14 protein-coding genes, 1 tRNA gene and 2 pseudogenes are annotated in these 14637 nt (G+C 63.0%); 13 read left to right on the top strand and 4 right to left on the bottom strand.

Annotated features, from left to right (window positions below):
- Positions 1-10: 10 nt before the first annotated feature.
- The 5 genes from ALTAJ2_RS05450 (at position 11) to ALTAJ2_RS05430 (ending at position 6141) form a co-directional block, all read left to right on the top strand.
- Complete coding sequence (locus ALTAJ2_RS05450) at positions 11-2236, top strand: VWA domain-containing protein (RefSeq protein ID WP_007108230.1); 2226 nt, start codon at positions 11-13, stop codon at positions 2234-2236.
- A 65-nt stretch (positions 2237-2301) separates the two neighbouring features.
- Positions 2302-3885 carry a uracil-xanthine permease family protein gene (locus ALTAJ2_RS05445; protein WP_007108229.1) on the top strand — a complete coding sequence of 528 codons (1584 nt, stop codon included), beginning with the start codon at positions 2302-2304 and terminating at the stop codon, positions 3883-3885.
- A gap of 99 nt (positions 3886-3984) precedes the next feature.
- Positions 3985-4812, top strand: coding sequence for an alpha/beta fold hydrolase (locus ALTAJ2_RS05440; RefSeq protein WP_007108228.1), 828 nt, complete (start codon positions 3985-3987; stop codon positions 4810-4812).
- A gap of 212 nt (positions 4813-5024) precedes the next feature.
- Positions 5025-5672, top strand: coding sequence for a MaoC family dehydratase (locus ALTAJ2_RS05435; RefSeq protein WP_007108227.1), 648 nt, complete (start codon positions 5025-5027; stop codon positions 5670-5672).
- Between the two features lie 157 nt (positions 5673-5829).
- Positions 5830-6141 (top strand): hypothetical protein, encoded by a 312-nt coding sequence (locus tag ALTAJ2_RS05430; protein ID WP_007108226.1) that lies wholly within the window; start codon positions 5830-5832, stop codon positions 6139-6141.
- Positions 6142-6337: 196 nt separating this feature from the next.
- Here ALTAJ2_RS05430 and ALTAJ2_RS19595 read toward each other — a convergent pair whose 3' ends face one another.
- Positions 6338-6511, bottom strand: coding sequence for a hypothetical protein (locus ALTAJ2_RS19595; RefSeq protein WP_168713800.1), 174 nt, complete (start codon positions 6509-6511; stop codon positions 6338-6340).
- A gap of 485 nt (positions 6512-6996) precedes the next feature.
- Between ALTAJ2_RS19595 and ALTAJ2_RS05425 the strand changes: the two are divergent.
- The 4 genes and pseudogenes from ALTAJ2_RS05425 to ALTAJ2_RS18510 all read left to right on the top strand — a co-directional run bounded on the left by ALTAJ2_RS05425 (position 6997) and on the right by ALTAJ2_RS18510 (position 10225).
- Positions 6997-7328: pseudogene (locus ALTAJ2_RS05425) on the top strand (hypothetical protein).
- Positions 7329-7545: 217 nt separating this feature from the next.
- Entirely contained in the window at positions 7546-9006 is a 1461-nt protein-coding gene (locus ALTAJ2_RS05420; RefSeq protein WP_160163676.1) for an eCIS core domain-containing protein, read from the top strand.
- Positions 8999-9469, top strand: a complete 471-nt coding sequence (locus ALTAJ2_RS05415; protein ID WP_049899840.1) for an SMI1/KNR4 family protein — start codon at positions 8999-9001, stop codon at positions 9467-9469. Before ALTAJ2_RS05420 ends, ALTAJ2_RS05415 begins: the two co-directional genes overlap by 8 nt.
- 120 nt (positions 9470-9589) lie before the next feature.
- A pseudogene (locus tag ALTAJ2_RS18510) lies at positions 9590-10225 on the top strand (IS6 family transposase).
- A gap of 171 nt (positions 10226-10396) precedes the next feature.
- Here the strand turns inward: ALTAJ2_RS18510 and ALTAJ2_RS05410 are convergent.
- Positions 10397-10471 (bottom strand) — tRNA-Arg (locus ALTAJ2_RS05410).
- 151 nt (positions 10472-10622) lie between these two features.
- Here ALTAJ2_RS05410 and ALTAJ2_RS05405 point away from each other — a divergent pair.
- The 4 genes from ALTAJ2_RS05405 (at position 10623) to ALTAJ2_RS05390 (ending at position 13115) form a co-directional block, all read left to right on the top strand.
- Positions 10623-10805, top strand: a complete 183-nt coding sequence (locus ALTAJ2_RS05405; RefSeq protein ID WP_007108221.1) for a DUF7511 domain-containing protein — start codon at positions 10623-10625, stop codon at positions 10803-10805.
- Between the two features lie 157 nt (positions 10806-10962).
- Entirely contained in the window at positions 10963-11817 is an 855-nt protein-coding gene (locus ALTAJ2_RS05400; protein ID WP_007108220.1) for a geranylgeranylglycerol-phosphate geranylgeranyltransferase, read from the top strand.
- Between the two features lie 173 nt (positions 11818-11990).
- Positions 11991-12623, top strand: a complete 633-nt coding sequence (locus ALTAJ2_RS05395) for an RAD55 family ATPase (RefSeq protein WP_007108219.1) — start codon at positions 11991-11993, stop codon at positions 12621-12623.
- An 81-nt stretch (positions 12624-12704) separates the two neighbouring features.
- Positions 12705-13115: a CoA-binding protein gene (locus ALTAJ2_RS05390; RefSeq protein WP_007108218.1), complete on the top strand. Its 411-nt coding sequence runs from the start codon at positions 12705-12707 to the stop codon at positions 13113-13115.
- Positions 13116-13139: 24 nt separating this feature from the next.
- On the opposite strand, the gene ALTAJ2_RS05385 is transcribed toward ALTAJ2_RS05390, so the two are convergent.
- Positions 13140-14120 carry a PLP-dependent cysteine synthase family protein gene (locus ALTAJ2_RS05385; protein ID WP_007108217.1) on the bottom strand — a complete coding sequence of 327 codons (981 nt, stop codon included), beginning with the start codon at positions 14118-14120 and terminating at the stop codon, positions 13140-13142.
- 95 nt (positions 14121-14215) lie between these two features.
- Positions 14216-14539: a DUF5798 family protein gene (locus tag ALTAJ2_RS05380; protein ID WP_007108216.1), complete on the bottom strand. Its 324-nt coding sequence runs from the start codon at positions 14537-14539 to the stop codon at positions 14216-14218.
- Positions 14540-14637 lie beyond the last annotated feature (98 nt).

Genomic DNA, 14637 nt, shown 5'->3' with positions numbered 1-14637 from the left:
TAGCTCAAGCATGGTTGTAAACGCCGGGGGCAAAAAGCTGTCGTCACTCCCGTTTCCGGCGATCGTCGGACAGAACGAGCTAAAGCGCGTGCTGCTCGCCGTCGCGGCCAACGACGGCCTCGACGGAGCCCTGATCGTCGGCGAGAAAGGGACCGCGAAGTCGACCGCGGTTCGGGCGCTCGTCGATCTCCTGCCCGACCAGCGGGCCGTGGCGGACTGTCCGTACGGCTGTTCGCCCGACGATCCCGACCTGCAGTGTGACGACTGCCGCGAACGTGATCCCGCGGACCTGCCGGTCGAGACGCGACCGGTCCCGCTCGTCACGCTTCCGCTTGGAGCGACACGGGACCGAGTCGTCGGCACCCTCTCGGTCGAGGACGCGCTGGCCGGCGAGGCCGACTTCGATCCCGGCCTGCTGGCCCGCGCCCATCGGGGCCTCCTCTACGTCGACGAGGTCAATCTGCTCGACGACCACCTCGTGGACGTCATCTTAGACGCCGCCGCAAGCGGCGTCAACACCGTCGAGCGCGACGGGATCAGCGTCTCACATCCGGCCGAGTTCACCCTGATCGGCACGATGAACCCCGAGGAGGGCGACCTGCGCCCGCAGTTGCGGGACCGCTTTGCCCTCCAGGCCAGCGTCGAGGGCTGCCGGGAGATCGACGATCGAGTCGAGATCATCGACCGCGCGCTCGAGGCCGACGGCGGCACCGAACCGGCCACAGAACGGGAGTACGCCGACGCGGTGGAGGCCCTCCGAAACGATCTCGCCGCGGCCCGGGACCGCCTCTCGAGCGTCGATCTCCCGAGCGATTTCAAGGCCGCAATCGCCGAACTCTGTCTCGAGGCCGGCGTTGACGGTCATCGGGGCGACGTGGCCACGGCTCGGACCGCCATGACGCTGGCCGCGCTCGAGGGCCGCGAGATGGTGATCGAGTCCGATGTCCACGAAGCCGCGACTTACGCGCTGCCCCACCGACTCCGGAGTACGCCCTTCGAGGACGAGCCCGACCTCGATGACCTGCTCGAGGATCGGTTCGACGAGGCGTCGCCGGACGAGGCCGACGGGGAAGAGGGAGGTGACGCGGACGACGGTGACAGCGCGGAGAAAGCGGACGGCGAGGACGGCGACGCCGAGTCCGATCCGGACGACGGTGACGACCGGGGTGATCGCGACGAGGGAAACGGGCACGACGACGGCGCGGACGGTGAGGACTCGAGCGACGGGGCGGGTTCCGACGACGAAGACAGCGCCGGCACTGACGACGGTCCCGAGCGCCGCCCCGACGACGGCGACCGACCCGACTCGGCGGACCAGTCGCCCGCCGAAACCGGCGACGGCGGGTCCGAGGACGGCTCGAGCGACGAGGAGTCGGATTCGGAGGCGTCACCCGACGACGGGGACGAGGAAACTGCCCAGCCGCTCGTGCCCGGCCAGCAGCGGGCCGGGGTCGGCGAGGCGGCCGCGCCCGACCTCGAGTCGCCGACCGTCGACGGTGAAGCGGCGACCGCGACCGGTTCCCGTGCGAGCACGTCGCCGAGTACGGACAACCGGGGCGCTCGCGTGCGTACCGAACCCGCCTCGGGCGAGGGCTCGATCGACGCCGCGGCGTCGGTCCGGTCGGCCGCCGCTCGCGGGGCGTCCCGCGTCGGCGAGGACGACCTCCGGCAGTCGGTCCGGACCGGCGACACATCGGTGACGATCGTCTTCGCCGTCGACGCCAGCGCCTCGATGCGACCGGCGATGCGCACCGCGAAAGGCGTCGTGCTCGAACTCCTGCGGGACAGCTACGAACACCGCGATCAGGTCTCGTTCGTCGCGTTCGCCGGCGAAGACGCCGACGTCTTGCTGCCGCCGACCGATAGCGTCTCGCTGGCCGCCCGGCACCTCAAGGACCTCCCCTCCGGCGACCGGACGCCGCTTCCGGCCGGCCTCGAGACCTCGCGCCGAGTGCTCGAGCGCGCCGATACCGACGCCTCGGTCGTCGTCCTCGTCACCGACGGGCGGGCGAACGTCGCCGACGGGAGTCCGACGGCGGCGACGCGGACGGCTGCTCGAGCGCTCGCGACCAGCGACGCCCGCGTGATCGTGGTCGACGCGGGCGAGGAGTCCCGGGCCGGCCTCTCGGAACTGGTCGCGACCGAAACCGACGGCGAACTGGTCGATCTCGACTCGCTGTCGGTCGAGACCGTTCGAGCCGCCGCCGAGACCGCCGCGGACGAGACACGACGATAGGCGGGACCGCCAGGGACGGACCAACACCCCTTTGAACACCCTCCGTCGTTATCCGACGAGAATCGATGACGGGGGACGAGCCAGTCGCCGACGGCCCCGTCGGCGACGATATCGAGTACGGAATCGACGAGCAGCCGCCGCTCGGCGAATCGATCGTGCTGGGCATCCAGCACTATCTGACGATGGTGGGTGCGAACATCGCGGTGCCGTTGATCCTGGCGAGTGCCATGGGAATGACGGACTATCCCGGCGTGACCGCGCGGTTCATCGGGACGTTCTTCGTCGTCTCCGGGATCGCGACGCTGGCGCAGACGACGTTCGGGAACCGGTACCCGATCGTGCAGGGCGCGCCGTTCTCGATGCTCGCCCCCGCGCTTGCGATCGTCGGCGTCGTCACCGCCGGCGGCGTCTCCGGGGGTTCGGGCTGGGAGGCCGCGTTGCTGCAGTTACAGGGGGCGATCATCGTCGCTGCGGTCGTCGAGGTCGCGATGGGGTACTTCGGACTGGTCGGGAAACTCCGTCGGTTCCTCTCCCCGGTCGTCATCGCGCCGACGATCGCACTGATCGGGCTGTCGCTGTTCAGCGCACCGCAGATCACGACGCCCGATCAGAGTTGGTGGCTGCTCGGCCTCACGCTCGGCCTCATCCTGCTGTTCTCGCAGTATCTCGACGTCAAACACAGGGCGTTCCGTCTGTATCCGGTCATTCTAGCGCTGGTCATCGCCTGGGTCGTCGCGGCGGCGCTCTCGGTCGCCGGCGTCATCGGGGGGAGTCATCCCGGCTTCGTCGACCTCGAGCAGGTCGCGGACACTCGACTGCTGTTGCCGATCTACCCCTTCCAGTGGGGCGTGCCACAGGTGACGACCGCGTTCGTCGTCGGGATGTTCGCCGGCGTGTTGGCCTCGATCGTCGAGAGCATCGGCGACTACTACGCGGTGGCGAACATCACCGGCTCGGGCGCGCCGAGCGGGAAGCGGATCAACCACGGCATCGGCATGGAGGGGTTGATGAACGTCTTCGCCGGCGTGATGGGGACCGGCGGTTCGACCTCCTACTCCGAGAACATCGGCGCGATCGGCCTGACCGGCGTCGCCTCGCGGTACGTCGTCCAGATCGGGGCCGTCGTCATGCTGTTCGTCGGCTTTATCGGCTACTTCGGCCAACTGATCGCGACGATCCCGGACCCGATCGTCGGCGGCCTCTTCATCGCCATGTTCGGCCAGATCGTCGCCGTCGGGGTCTCGAACCTGCGCCACGTCGATCTGGACTCCTCGCGCAACACCTTCGTCATCGGCTTTGCCCTCTTCGTCGGGCTGGCGATCCCGGCGTACATGGGCAACTTCGAGAGCACGCTTGCGTTCCGCGAGGCCGTCGGGCTCGAGGCGACGGTCGATTCGCTGGTCGGCACGAGCGGATCGGGTGCGATCTGGATCGAAGCCGCCGCACAGGCCGTCGTCGATACCGTCTTCATCATCGGCTCGACCGGCATGGCCGTCGGCGGCCTCGCCGCGCTCGTGCTCGACAACACGATCCCCGGCTCTCGAGAGGAACGCGGGCTCGCGGAGTGGGACCGGATCACCGAGGACGAGACCGATTTCGACTCGTTTTGGGACCGCTGGGTGCGGACCGAGGCGGGCACCGAGGACTGACCGCGTCGCCGCTCGTTCGACCCCGGTATTCTTCTGGCAGCCTCGCAACACGTCGAACGCAACCCGGTAGTGTAAGAGCACGCGCGTTCCAGAGGGCGTATGGCGGAACTCGAACTCGCGGACGGGACCATCTGGTACGAGACGAGCGGCGACGGCCCGCCGCTGGTGTTCGTCCACGGCGGCTGGCTGAACGGCCGGGCCTGGGACCCCCAGGTCGAACGCTTCGCCGACGACTACCGCGTCGTCACGCTCGACGTGCGGGGCCACGGCGAGACCGGCAGCACCGACCCGGACGAGTATTCGATCGGCCTCTTCACCGACGATCTCGAGGCCCTGCTGTCGGCGCTCGACCTCGAGCGGCCGACCCTCTGTGGTCTCTCGCTGGGCTCGATGGTCGTCCAGGAGTACCTGGACCGCCATCCGGACGATGCGGCGGGCGCGATCCTCGGCGGCGCGGTGCGGTCGATGCCGCCGATCGAGTTGCCGGCAGGACTGAAGTCGTTCTGGTCGCCGCTGCCGGCACTCTCCATGTCGCTGTCGATCTCGGGCTCGAAAGGGACGTTCCGGTCGATGCTGTCCTCGATTCAGGCGACGACCGGCCAGCGGTGGCTGTCGGTCGACCCCGCGGTCAGAGCCGAGGCGCTCGAGGCGGTCGGCAACATCCCGTCGACCGAGTTCCGGAAGATCTTCGATGCGCTCTATCGGTACGATCCGCCGGCGCTGACCGGTGTCGAAACGCCGACGCTCGTGGTCCACGGCGAGCAGGAAGCGCCGCTGGTCAAGCGACAGGGCCGGCAGATCGCCGCGGCGGTCGCCGACGGCGACCAGCGAGAACTCGCCGGCTCCGGCCACCTCGTCAATCAGGACCGGCCGCTGGCGTTCAACGCGATCACGGCCGACTTTCTCGACCGGCTTCCCGCGGCCTAGCTCCGGCCGCAAGCCGTCGCGGGGGAACGCCGTGGGGCGTCGCAGGACGGTTCGAATCGGACCGATCGGGTGTTCATTGCCGGATCAGTCACCGCTCGAGAAATTTCCCGTCGGCCACCCAACATGCTTTGGCGACATCTCGAAGACGGGGACCGTACTAGCTGTATGCGGAATCGACTCCCGTCGATCGGGACGGTCCCAGATTCACACCCATGAGCAGCCAATGTCCGGACACCGACAGCGCCACCGCCACACCAGCGGCCGAGCAGTGGTCCAACATCTCGAAACACGTCGTCAATAGCTATCTCGAGGCGAACAACGCGCTCCTCGCCGCGATGGGGTTCAGTTCCGCGGGGACGGACGCGTCAGCGGCGGCCGAGACGACGATGCCGTCGCCAACCGCCGAAGTCTCGTTCGGCGACGAAACCTGGGTCATGGAGCGCTCGACCGACGACTACGACTCGCTCGGCGTCGGCGACTACGTTCGGTTCAGCAAGCCGATCGCGGACACCGACGTGACCGCGTTCGCACAGGTCTCCGGCGACACCAACCGACTCCACCTCGAATCGGACTTCGCCGAGGATACCCAGTTCAGCGGCCGGATCGCCCACGGCACGCTCGTGGCCGGGACGATCAGCGCCGCGCTGGCCCGGCTCCCCGGCGTGACGGTCTACCTCTCCCAGACCCTCGAGTTCACGGGTCCGGTCCGGATCGGCGGGAGAGTCACGGCGGAGTGCGAGATCGTCGAGGCCCTCGGTGGCGACCGCTATCGGTTGCACACGAGGGTCGTCGACGAAGCTGACGAGACGGTCATCGACGGCGAGGCAGTCGTCATCATCAACGAACTGCCCGAGACGTAAGGTGGGCGTCGGGTCGAGGTCGCCGTGGGGATAGCGGCTGCGACACGCATTGTCCGGTCTCTCGAGCTGTCCCGCGACCGCGGCGCTTCGGTTCCCGCCGCTCCCTCGTGTCCGTGCCGACCGGCAGCCCTATTACCGCTACGCCCGGTGTCGGACCATGACCGATCGACTGCCATCCCCGCCAACCCCGTCACTCGGCCCGCAGACCCACGATATCGACCGCGAAACCGGCATCGTCGCGACGACCGGCCAACTGGCCGCGGCCATCGAGGACGCGCTGGGCTGTCGTCCCGACGACGCCGTGCTCGAGTCCCTCCTGCTCGAACTCGACCGCCACGGCTACGTCGACTGGGTGACCGTCACCCGAACCGGAGCCCACGTCTGGGACTGCTCCGAATCCGCCGACCGAATCGGCGCGGCCATCGCGACGGCCGTCGCCGATCGACTCGCGTCGTGGCTCGAAAACTAAGGCTGCGCGCGCTCGCGTCGCGCTCACGGGCCGATCGCCGACCGCGGCCGTTCGGTGGTGGGTTCGAAGGGAATGGGGTGTCGACCGACCGCCGTCGGCGGCCCGACCGTCCGCCGCGACTCGAGCGGCGGGCGCGAGCCGATAGCCGTCACGGACCCGATCGCACAGCCGTCGTCCGATCGGGTGTGAGGCGGCTTCAGCGACCCGGCTCGTTCTCGAACCCGTCCGCGAGCAGTCCGGGCGCGAACGAACAGCCACAGGGCATGGCGTAGGCCACCGTCGGCCCGACGACCCGCATCCCGAGCATCGGCTCCCCGCAGTCGGGACACTCCGGCGGCGTGTCACCGCCCGCGTCGCGGCTATCGGACATGCCCTCCCTCCGAAATACGTCTGCATCCTGGTCGCGCAGCTCCTCGAGGCGATACGTCCGATCGTCGTGCGGGACGTTTATATCCCGGTAGAATGTACGGAATCATGCTTGCAAATCCCGTGGCGGGATTTGGAAGCCACGTCTCGGGTGCTCCACCACCCGGGACATTTGCGCGCATGTCCCCTGCGACACATGGAGCGTGGCTTCCATGCTAATTATGATGGACGAGTTACTTATATCTACTGTTAGCTACCGGGAAAGAGACCGGACTCCCCGACGGCCCAGCTACGCAGACCCAGTCGTACGCCCTCCAACGATTCTAGTTTCGGCTCGCTGACGATGGCTGCCTCTATTCTCGGAACGAGTCGCACACGACGCACTCGAGAAACACGATCACGATACTGCTGTGGTTTTCGTCGCTGGCGTCAAACAGCCCCAACTTCCGCTCGAAGCGGGCGAATCACTTGGGCACTCCGCGAAAGCGGATGGCCGAGAAGCGACGGTTCGACCTCGAGCGGGCCAGCCGTCACGATGCTCGGTTCAGGAGCGGGAAGCCGGTCGAAATCAAATCAACGATGCACGAACACGCCGATGGACAGCCCGGGGACTGGAAGGTCTACCGCGAGTACCACGAGAAACTCCGTCGGCACAACGGCTGGTACTGTTTTGTCGTCTACCAGTCACACGGGCAATCGGGTTGCACAGTCCTCAAAGACAAGATGGTCCGTCAAGTGACCTACCGCTCCTTCGATGGCATGGGGGAGGAGATCACCGTGGAACCGAGCAAGCAAAAATATCGATCGATGTGGTCTTCTAAGACGATCGTTTGATCACAGCGAGAGCCAACTCATATCGTCCCATACGGGTGGCGTAAATTCTTCCTGTGAGACTTGGGTGTCAGCTTCCAAGTGTGAGTAGCAGCGATATGCTGATTCTCGGCGGTAGTTCATCACCGAGACTATTGTATGAGATTCACTCGACTGCATCCATGCATCCAAGGAAGACCTTATAACAGGCCGCAAGAGTGTGTACGTATGCCCCGCAGGCGGCTGAATAAAAGCAGTAAGAGCCGGACATCGTCGTCATCTGGGAACCGGTTATATCGATCCACGTCGAAGAGTACCAGTTCGTCGGGACCGGATATCTCGCCCAAGGAGTGCAAGGAGCGGTACGGTGTAGAGCCGTACGCTGAAGGCCAGATCGAGAAGATCCAGCAGATGGTCCATAGGAGCGGTATCGGGCTTACCAGAAGAAGAATTGAGGAAGGAATGCCTATCGAAATTCTGGGTGATTTCGAGGAGATGGAGGCGTTCCGGGAACGGCAGAACGAACGTCCGCCCGAGGTCCCCACGGACATCGAGCGCCAGAACGCCAAATCCGTCCATCGCAACACGCAGAAACACAGCAATACCGACAGCGCCGGTGATACTGGAGTTCTTCAGTCAGTACGGGACGTGATCTCGTCGTCGGGACGGTCGCTGAACCCGGAACTTCAGCACCTGATGGAAGAGCGCATGGGCGAAGACTTCAGCGATGTCACGATCCACACCGGAGCCAGCGCTGCCAACGCCTGTGAGGAACTCAATGCGCGGGCGTTCACTGTCGGCACCCACATCACATTCAATAGCGGCGAGTACGAGCCCGACTCTCCGGACGGCCAACACCTCATCGCCCACGAACTCGCACACGTCCGACAGCAGACGGGTGGTGCCCTTTCGATGCTGCCTCAGGATGCTGCACTCGAGATCGATCCCGATGATCGTCTCGAACGTGAGGCCGAGGAAACTGCCAAACGTGTGGTGACAGGTGAGGATTTGGGAATTCAGCGGATGGCGGATACCGGGGTTCACATCCAACGATTAAACAATCAGCAAGTCACCCACGATTCGATGGAAAAGTGGGCAGCTGGATTTGATATCAACGAGTACGCTCATACATACCTCGAAGATGAAACGGACCTGCTCGAGTACGATGAAGACGCTGGTATGCACAAGATCACCCCCAACGCTGGAGAGAAGATAACGAGAGGGTTGAGAGAAGAGGTTGCACCGTTACCCACGAGAGACGAGACCGATAGTGTAGGCGATATCCGACGTAACGTTGCGTTTGCAAAAATAGAGATAGACGGATCCTCATTCTGGGCGGCTGCTAGCAGTGGGAAAAGGCGATCAAACGAGGATAACGAGAATAACCCGCTACTTCCCGGTCCATTTCAGGATGAGAGAGAATTCGATCACAGAACTGACGAGAATCTACTCGCCGAAAATATGTGGGACAGCGAAGTAAAGATTCTCGAACACACTGCAAGTAGCTTTGACTTAGAAGAAGCAGATGGGAGAATAACACTGTTCACTGAACGAGCGCCTTGTATTTCCTGTGACAGAATACTATCGATACTTGGATGGGAAGGGGGGAAGGCGAAAGTTGAAGAGCAATTTGATGGAATTGAGACTGTCGTAAGCAATTGTGAAAACTTGGAGGAAGACGATGACTGAGGATACTAAGACGGTCGGAAGACAAGCAGTTGAATTACTCGTCAAAAATGAACTTGGATCAGAAGACCAAATCGAGGGATGTACAGAAGAGGAGATACAAGAACTCGAAGCGAACCGTGGTATAGAGCTTCCAGAGGTGTACAGGTCCTGTATGAAACACATCGGGAAAGATCCCAATGGGTTTCGTCGAGGAAGCGAGTTCGCATATCCTGAAATGAAGCGTCAGCAAGAGTTTGCTGAGATGGAAATCAAAGAAGGTGAGGTTGATTTTGAATTTGACACTAATGATTTCGTGTTTATGGGTCATCAAGGATATTCATTTTACTTCTTCAATACGGAGGAGGGGGATGATCCACCCGTGTACGTCTTCATGTCTCATGGGGAGGTAGAGCAAAAAGCCGATTCTTTCTCCGAATGGCTCTTCGAAGAGATAAAGCGTCATGGGCGCATCCGTAATGACTGATCTCAATACCTCGCTCTCCGAACTGTAGAGGGGTTGATCATCCAATCGAAGTGGCGGTTAAGCGAGAGGCGCTGTTCAGATAAGATCGGAAAGGCGAGGCGGTCAGAATTCTAGGTATCCATGCCCGAACTCAGCCGCTTCAACGGCTCTAGTAGTGGCATTCAATTAGATTTTGTGGAGCGAGAGGCGACATCGCGCAAGCTGATGCGATTGAGAATCCAGATTGATTTGTCGAGACTGTCACTTACAGATACTGTTTCAGTCTTAGAACGGTTCGGTGTCGAGCGGGCGAGATCGCCGATCCATAATTGGGTACAGAAAGCAAATTTACAGCCAACAACGGGAAGCCAGCCGGATCACGTTGCGCTCGACGAAACCGTGATCTAACTTGACGATCAGTGCTACTGGCTGTACGCTGCTGTCAATCCCGAAACGAACGAATTTCTCCATGTTAAGCTCTATTCAGCGCGTACAACTGTACTTATTGAGATCTTTCTGAATGAACTGAGAGAGCAGCACAATGTCCAAGTCGCCGTATTTCTCGTTGATTCAGCTCCGTGGCTCAAAGCTGCACTTCATCACCTCGTGCTCCGATTTCGATACGAAAAACATGGAAATCGGAACGCCGTTGAACGTCTTTTCCAAGACATAAAACGACGTACCTCATAGTTTGGTAACTGCTTCAGAAACGCCGATCCAGCAACCGCTGAAACATGGCTACAGAGCTACGCATACTGCTGGAACCAGCTAATCTGAACAATGCCTCGGCGGATGGCGAATACCGGGGTTCACATCCAACGATTAAACAATCAGCAAGTTGTATCCGATTTAGCCCCTTGATTTAGAACAGGCTGAAGTGGCGAAAACGGCACTCTCAGAACATCTACTGTCCGAGTAATATTGGTCCCGAAACGGGCAGGAACAGGATGGGCGCTACAGGATTTGAACCCGTGACAGCTTGGTCCGAAGCCAAGTACTCTGTCCAGACTGAGCTAAGCGCCCGCATCGTGTTGTTCCGGCCGGTTCCGTATAAGTCACTCGATTTGCACCGATTTCGACAGGCAACGACACACACACACCGTCCGGTCGTTCTCAGCCGATGATAATTGGCGTCGGGGGTCTTTGTTATGTAGTTCCAACTGCTACGTGTGTCATGACCGACACCGACGCCACCGTTTCAGACGAGGCGCAGGCCGGTGCGACGCCGCTCGAGCTCCTCTCGGACGACGAGGGGAGCTGGACGGCCGTGCCCGCGGACGCCAGCGGGGACGAGCAGGTGAGCAAGTGGCTCGAGGTCGAGGGCGACGTGCTCTGTGATCTCGAGGAGTGGCGCTGAAACGCCGGCAGGTGATGGCCGGTCGAGGCGGGCGACCCACGCGAGCCGTGTTTTCGTCGCCGTTCGATCGTTCTCGAACACCGTGTGAGCGGTGACCGTCCAAAACCCACGACGGCGGACCGGACCGTTTAACCACCACGCATGACCAGTCCCGCGTATGACTGTCGGCGAGACGGGTCGCGGGATGCTCGAGTTGATGCGGCCGGTGAACGTGATCGCGGCGAGCGTGTTGACGTTTATCGGGGCCTTCGTTGCGGGCGGGGTGGGCGAGGAGCCGGTGGCGGTCGTCGCGGCGGTCGCCGCCACGGGGTTGGCGGTCGGTGCGGGAAACGCGATCAACGACTACTTCGATCGGGAGATCGATCGGATCAACCAGCCCGAGCGGGCGATTCCCCGCGGTGCGGTAAGTCCGCGCGGTGCGCTCGTCTTTAGCGTCGTCCTCTTTGCCGGGGCGGTCGCGCTTGCGCTCACGCTACCGGTGCGGGCGATCGCCATCGCGGCCATCAATCTCCTCGCGCTGATCGCGTACACCGAGGTCTTCAAGGGGCTGCCCGGTCTCGGAAACGCGCTCGTGGCCTATCTGGTCGGAAGCACGTTTCTCTTCGGGGCTGCGGCGGTCGGCGAAATCGGCCCGGCGGTCGTCCTCTTCGTGCTCGCGGGGACGGCGACGCTGACCCGGGAGATCATCAAAGACGTCGAGGACATCGAGGGGGACCGCGAGGAGGGGTTGAACACGCTCCCGATCGCGATCGGTGAACGCCGCGCGCTCGTCGTCGCCGCCGTTCTCCTCGTCCTCGCGGTCGTCGCGAGTCCGGTCCCGTTCCTCCGCGGGGAGTTCGGCATCGCCTACCTATTGGTCGTCGTGCCGGCCGATGCCGTCATGCTCGCCGCGGCCTACGAGAGCTTCGAGGACCCGACCGTCGGGCAATCGCGTCTCAAGTACGGGATGTTCCTCGCCTCGCTGGCGTTTATTGTCGGCCGTGCCGCCCTCGACGTTTCGCTAACGGTGTAACGTGAAAAAATGACAGTGCCGACGAAAGACGGGTTCGACCCGTCCACACACGTGCTCAGTGTGTTTTATAATCAAAAGTACTATAAACCGCTTTGCGTATTTCCATACAACGCGCCGGCTTTCGGAGTGGGCTGTGGTACCAGCTCGTCGCCACGGCGATGTGAGTATCCCGTATGTATGACCTCGCAGATGTCCTTCCGGACGCCGAACTCGAGCCGGGGACAAACGTACTCGTTGCGGGCCCGCCACTGACGGGGAAACGACGGATCGCGTTCGATATCCTCGGGAGCGGCGCAAACCGCGGTGACGGATCGATCGTCGTCACTACGAAGGACAGCGCCGACAAGGTTCTCGGAAGTTTCGACGACCACGTCGCCGAGGGCGTCGAACCGGATATCGGGATCGTCGACTGCGTCACGAAACAGCGCGGCATCGGAACGACGGACGACGATCCGCGGATCAAGTACGCCTCCTCGCCCGTCGACATGACCGGAATCGGGATCAAGCTCTCGGAGTTCCTGCAGGAGTTCTACGAGACCCGCGGTCACACCGAAAACCGCGTCCTCCTCCACTCCGTCTCGACGCTGCTGATGTACTCCGATCTCCAGACCGTTTTCCGGTTCCTCCACGTGTTTACCGGCCGGATTCAGAGCGCCGATGCGCTCGGTATCTACGTCATCGACTCGACGTCTCACGACGATCAGACGATGAACACGCTCAAACAGCTTTTCGACGCCGTCATCGAACTCGAGGAGACGGCCGACGGCGAAGAGCCCGCGATCCGGACGGCCGGGCTGTCGACGTAAGGCTTGAGACGGCGGTCCGCGGCCACGCGGGTCCGTCCCGTACCCCGAGACGTTTAGCACCTTGATCCCGTACGCTCACGTATGCCAGTCGAATCCACGGCGGAGATAGCGGAAATTCTCGAGTACGAAACGATCGCCGTCGTCGGCTGTTCGAGTACGCCCGGGAAAGCGGCCCACGACGTGCCGAAGTACCTGCTCGATCACGGCTACGACGTGATCCCGGTCAACCCCTACGCGGACGAGATTTTCGGCCGCGAGGTGTACGACTCGCTGGCCGATGTCGAAGCGGCGATCGACGTGGTCTGTATCTTCCGGCCCAGCGAGGAAGTCAGCGGGATCGTCGACGCGGCCCTCGAGCGCGATGACGTGGCGGTCATTTGGACCCAGCAGGGGATTCGCGACGACGAGGCGGCGGCCCGCGCGGAGTCCGAGGATCGGGACGTCGTCCAGGACCGGTGTATGAAGGTCCAACACCGGCGGCTCGTCGCCTAGACGGGTGTTCGACGGTCGACGGCTCTACGACGACCACTCCTCGAACGAGCGATAGATGCCCTTCGAGAGGTAGCGTTCGCTCGAGTCCGGGAACAGCGTGACGACCGTCTCGTGGGGGACGTCGAGGTCACCATCGTCGATCCGGCGGGCGACTCGTTTCGCGGCCACGCTCGCGGCACCAGCGCTCGAGGCGACGAGATGGCCCTCCTCGCGAGCGAGGCGTTTGAGTTCGTCGTGGGCGTCCTGATCCGGGATGGCATCGATGTCGTCGACCAGTTCCGGATCGAACAGCTCGTTGGTATCGGTATCGTGCGTGCCGATCCCTTCGGTCTTGTACTCGCCCTCGTCGCGGCCTTCACCGATGAGTTCGCCGTAGACGGACCCCTCGGGCTCGACGGCGACGACGTGGGTCTCGGGGTCCTGTTCGAGGGCGTAGCGGGCGATCCCCATGAGGGTACCAGCGGTCCCACAGCCGGCGACGACCGCTCCCACCTCGCCGTCCAGCGCGTCGAAGATTTCGGGAGCCGTCAGTTCGTAGTGTGCCTCGGTGTTCAGCGGATTCGAGAACTGCTGGGGAACGGCCGCGTTATCGAGTTCCGACGCGAGTTCGTGTGCGCGCTCGATCGCGCGATCCATCCCGTCTTCGGTGGGGGTGTTGATGACCTCGCCGCCGAGTGCCGACATCAACTGCTGTTTCTCCAGACTGAACCGCTCGGGAACGACGAAAATCGCGTCCAGTCCCAGTTGTCCGGCCGCGACCGCCAGCCCGATACCCGTGTTGCCGGCCGTCGGCTCGATAATCGTCCCGCCCGGCGAGACATCGCCGCGCTCGAGCATCCGTTCGAGCATGTACTGTCCGATCCGGTCTTTGATGCTCGCTCCGGGATTGAACGACTCGAGTTTCGCGTAGATCGGTACGTCCGTGGGTCCGTCCTGGAGCCGAACGAGCGGAGTTCGGCCGATCGTCTCGAGCACCGAGTCCACCGGCTCGTCGTGGGTCGTCATCGATTCGGCAAAAGTTGCCCGCGTTGTTAGGCTTTTCGCAGCGGGAAATTCGGGGACGCAACCGGGGTCGGACGGCGCTCGACGCGGTGTGATCGCTATTCGGCCGTGGCGTCGGTCGCCCCGTCTTCGGCGGCCGCAGGTCCGTCGTCGGCCTCCGTCGTCCCGTCGCGTTCGGCTTCGTCGATCGCTGCGTCGGCCAAAATCTGCTCGCCGTCGAGACCCTGCTCGTCGGCGATCGCGAGCAAGAGCGCGCGTTGCTCGGTGAGCTGGTGGTCCATGCGCGTGACCGTGGTGTGAGTTTCGTCCATCTCCTCTTCCAGTCCGGTGATCCGCTGCTGGAGTTTCTTCACCTGCTTGTACATCGCTTCGGCCCGATCCGAAAGGGTCTGAATCTTCTTCGCAGTGCTGCCGAGTCCCATGGGTAGACGATGTGTCGACGTACTAATGGGCCTTTTCCTCCACCGCCCTCGAGAACGCGGCCGAGCCGCGATCGTCCCGTCAAGGCCCATGGCAATAG

The sequence above is a fragment of the Natrinema altunense genome (genome assembly GCF_000731985.1).
GTDB classification, from domain to species: domain Archaea; phylum Halobacteriota; class Halobacteria; order Halobacteriales; family Natrialbaceae; genus Natrinema; species Natrinema altunense.
The sequence above is the reverse complement of the archived record's forward strand: the minus strand, read 5'-3'. Positions and strand labels throughout refer to the sequence as shown.

Excerpts from the sequence above, each read along its gene's own strand:
- ALTAJ2_RS05450 (WP_007108230.1), top strand. The coding sequence starts at position 11 with ATGGTTGTAAACGCCGGGGGCAAAAAGCTGTCGTCACTCCCGTTTCCG.
- ALTAJ2_RS05445 (WP_007108229.1), top strand. The coding sequence starts at position 2,302 with ATGACGGGGGACGAGCCAGTCGCCGACGGCCCCGTCGGCGACGATATC.
- ALTAJ2_RS05440 (WP_007108228.1), top strand. The coding sequence starts at position 3,985 with ATGGCGGAACTCGAACTCGCGGACGGGACCATCTGGTACGAGACGAGC.
- ALTAJ2_RS05435 (WP_007108227.1), top strand. The coding sequence starts at position 5,025 with ATGAGCAGCCAATGTCCGGACACCGACAGCGCCACCGCCACACCAGCG.
- ALTAJ2_RS05430 (WP_007108226.1), top strand. The coding sequence starts at position 5,830 with ATGACCGATCGACTGCCATCCCCGCCAACCCCGTCACTCGGCCCGCAG.
- ALTAJ2_RS19595 (WP_168713800.1), bottom strand. The coding sequence starts at position 6,511 with ATGTCCGATAGCCGCGACGCGGGCGGTGACACGCCGCCGGAGTGTCCC.
- ALTAJ2_RS05420 (WP_160163676.1), top strand. The coding sequence starts at position 7,546 with ATGCCCCGCAGGCGGCTGAATAAAAGCAGTAAGAGCCGGACATCGTCG.
- ALTAJ2_RS05415 (WP_049899840.1), top strand. The coding sequence starts at position 8,999 with ATGACTGAGGATACTAAGACGGTCGGAAGACAAGCAGTTGAATTACTC.
- ALTAJ2_RS05405 (WP_007108221.1), top strand. The coding sequence starts at position 10,623 with ATGACCGACACCGACGCCACCGTTTCAGACGAGGCGCAGGCCGGTGCG.
- ALTAJ2_RS05400 (WP_007108220.1), top strand. The coding sequence starts at position 10,963 with ATGACTGTCGGCGAGACGGGTCGCGGGATGCTCGAGTTGATGCGGCCG.
- ALTAJ2_RS05395 (WP_007108219.1), top strand. The coding sequence starts at position 11,991 with ATGTATGACCTCGCAGATGTCCTTCCGGACGCCGAACTCGAGCCGGGG.
- ALTAJ2_RS05390 (WP_007108218.1), top strand. The coding sequence starts at position 12,705 with ATGCCAGTCGAATCCACGGCGGAGATAGCGGAAATTCTCGAGTACGAA.
- ALTAJ2_RS05385 (WP_007108217.1), bottom strand. The coding sequence starts at position 14,120 with ATGACGACCCACGACGAGCCGGTGGACTCGGTGCTCGAGACGATCGGC.
- ALTAJ2_RS05380 (WP_007108216.1), bottom strand. The coding sequence starts at position 14,539 with ATGGGACTCGGCAGCACTGCGAAGAAGATTCAGACCCTTTCGGATCGG.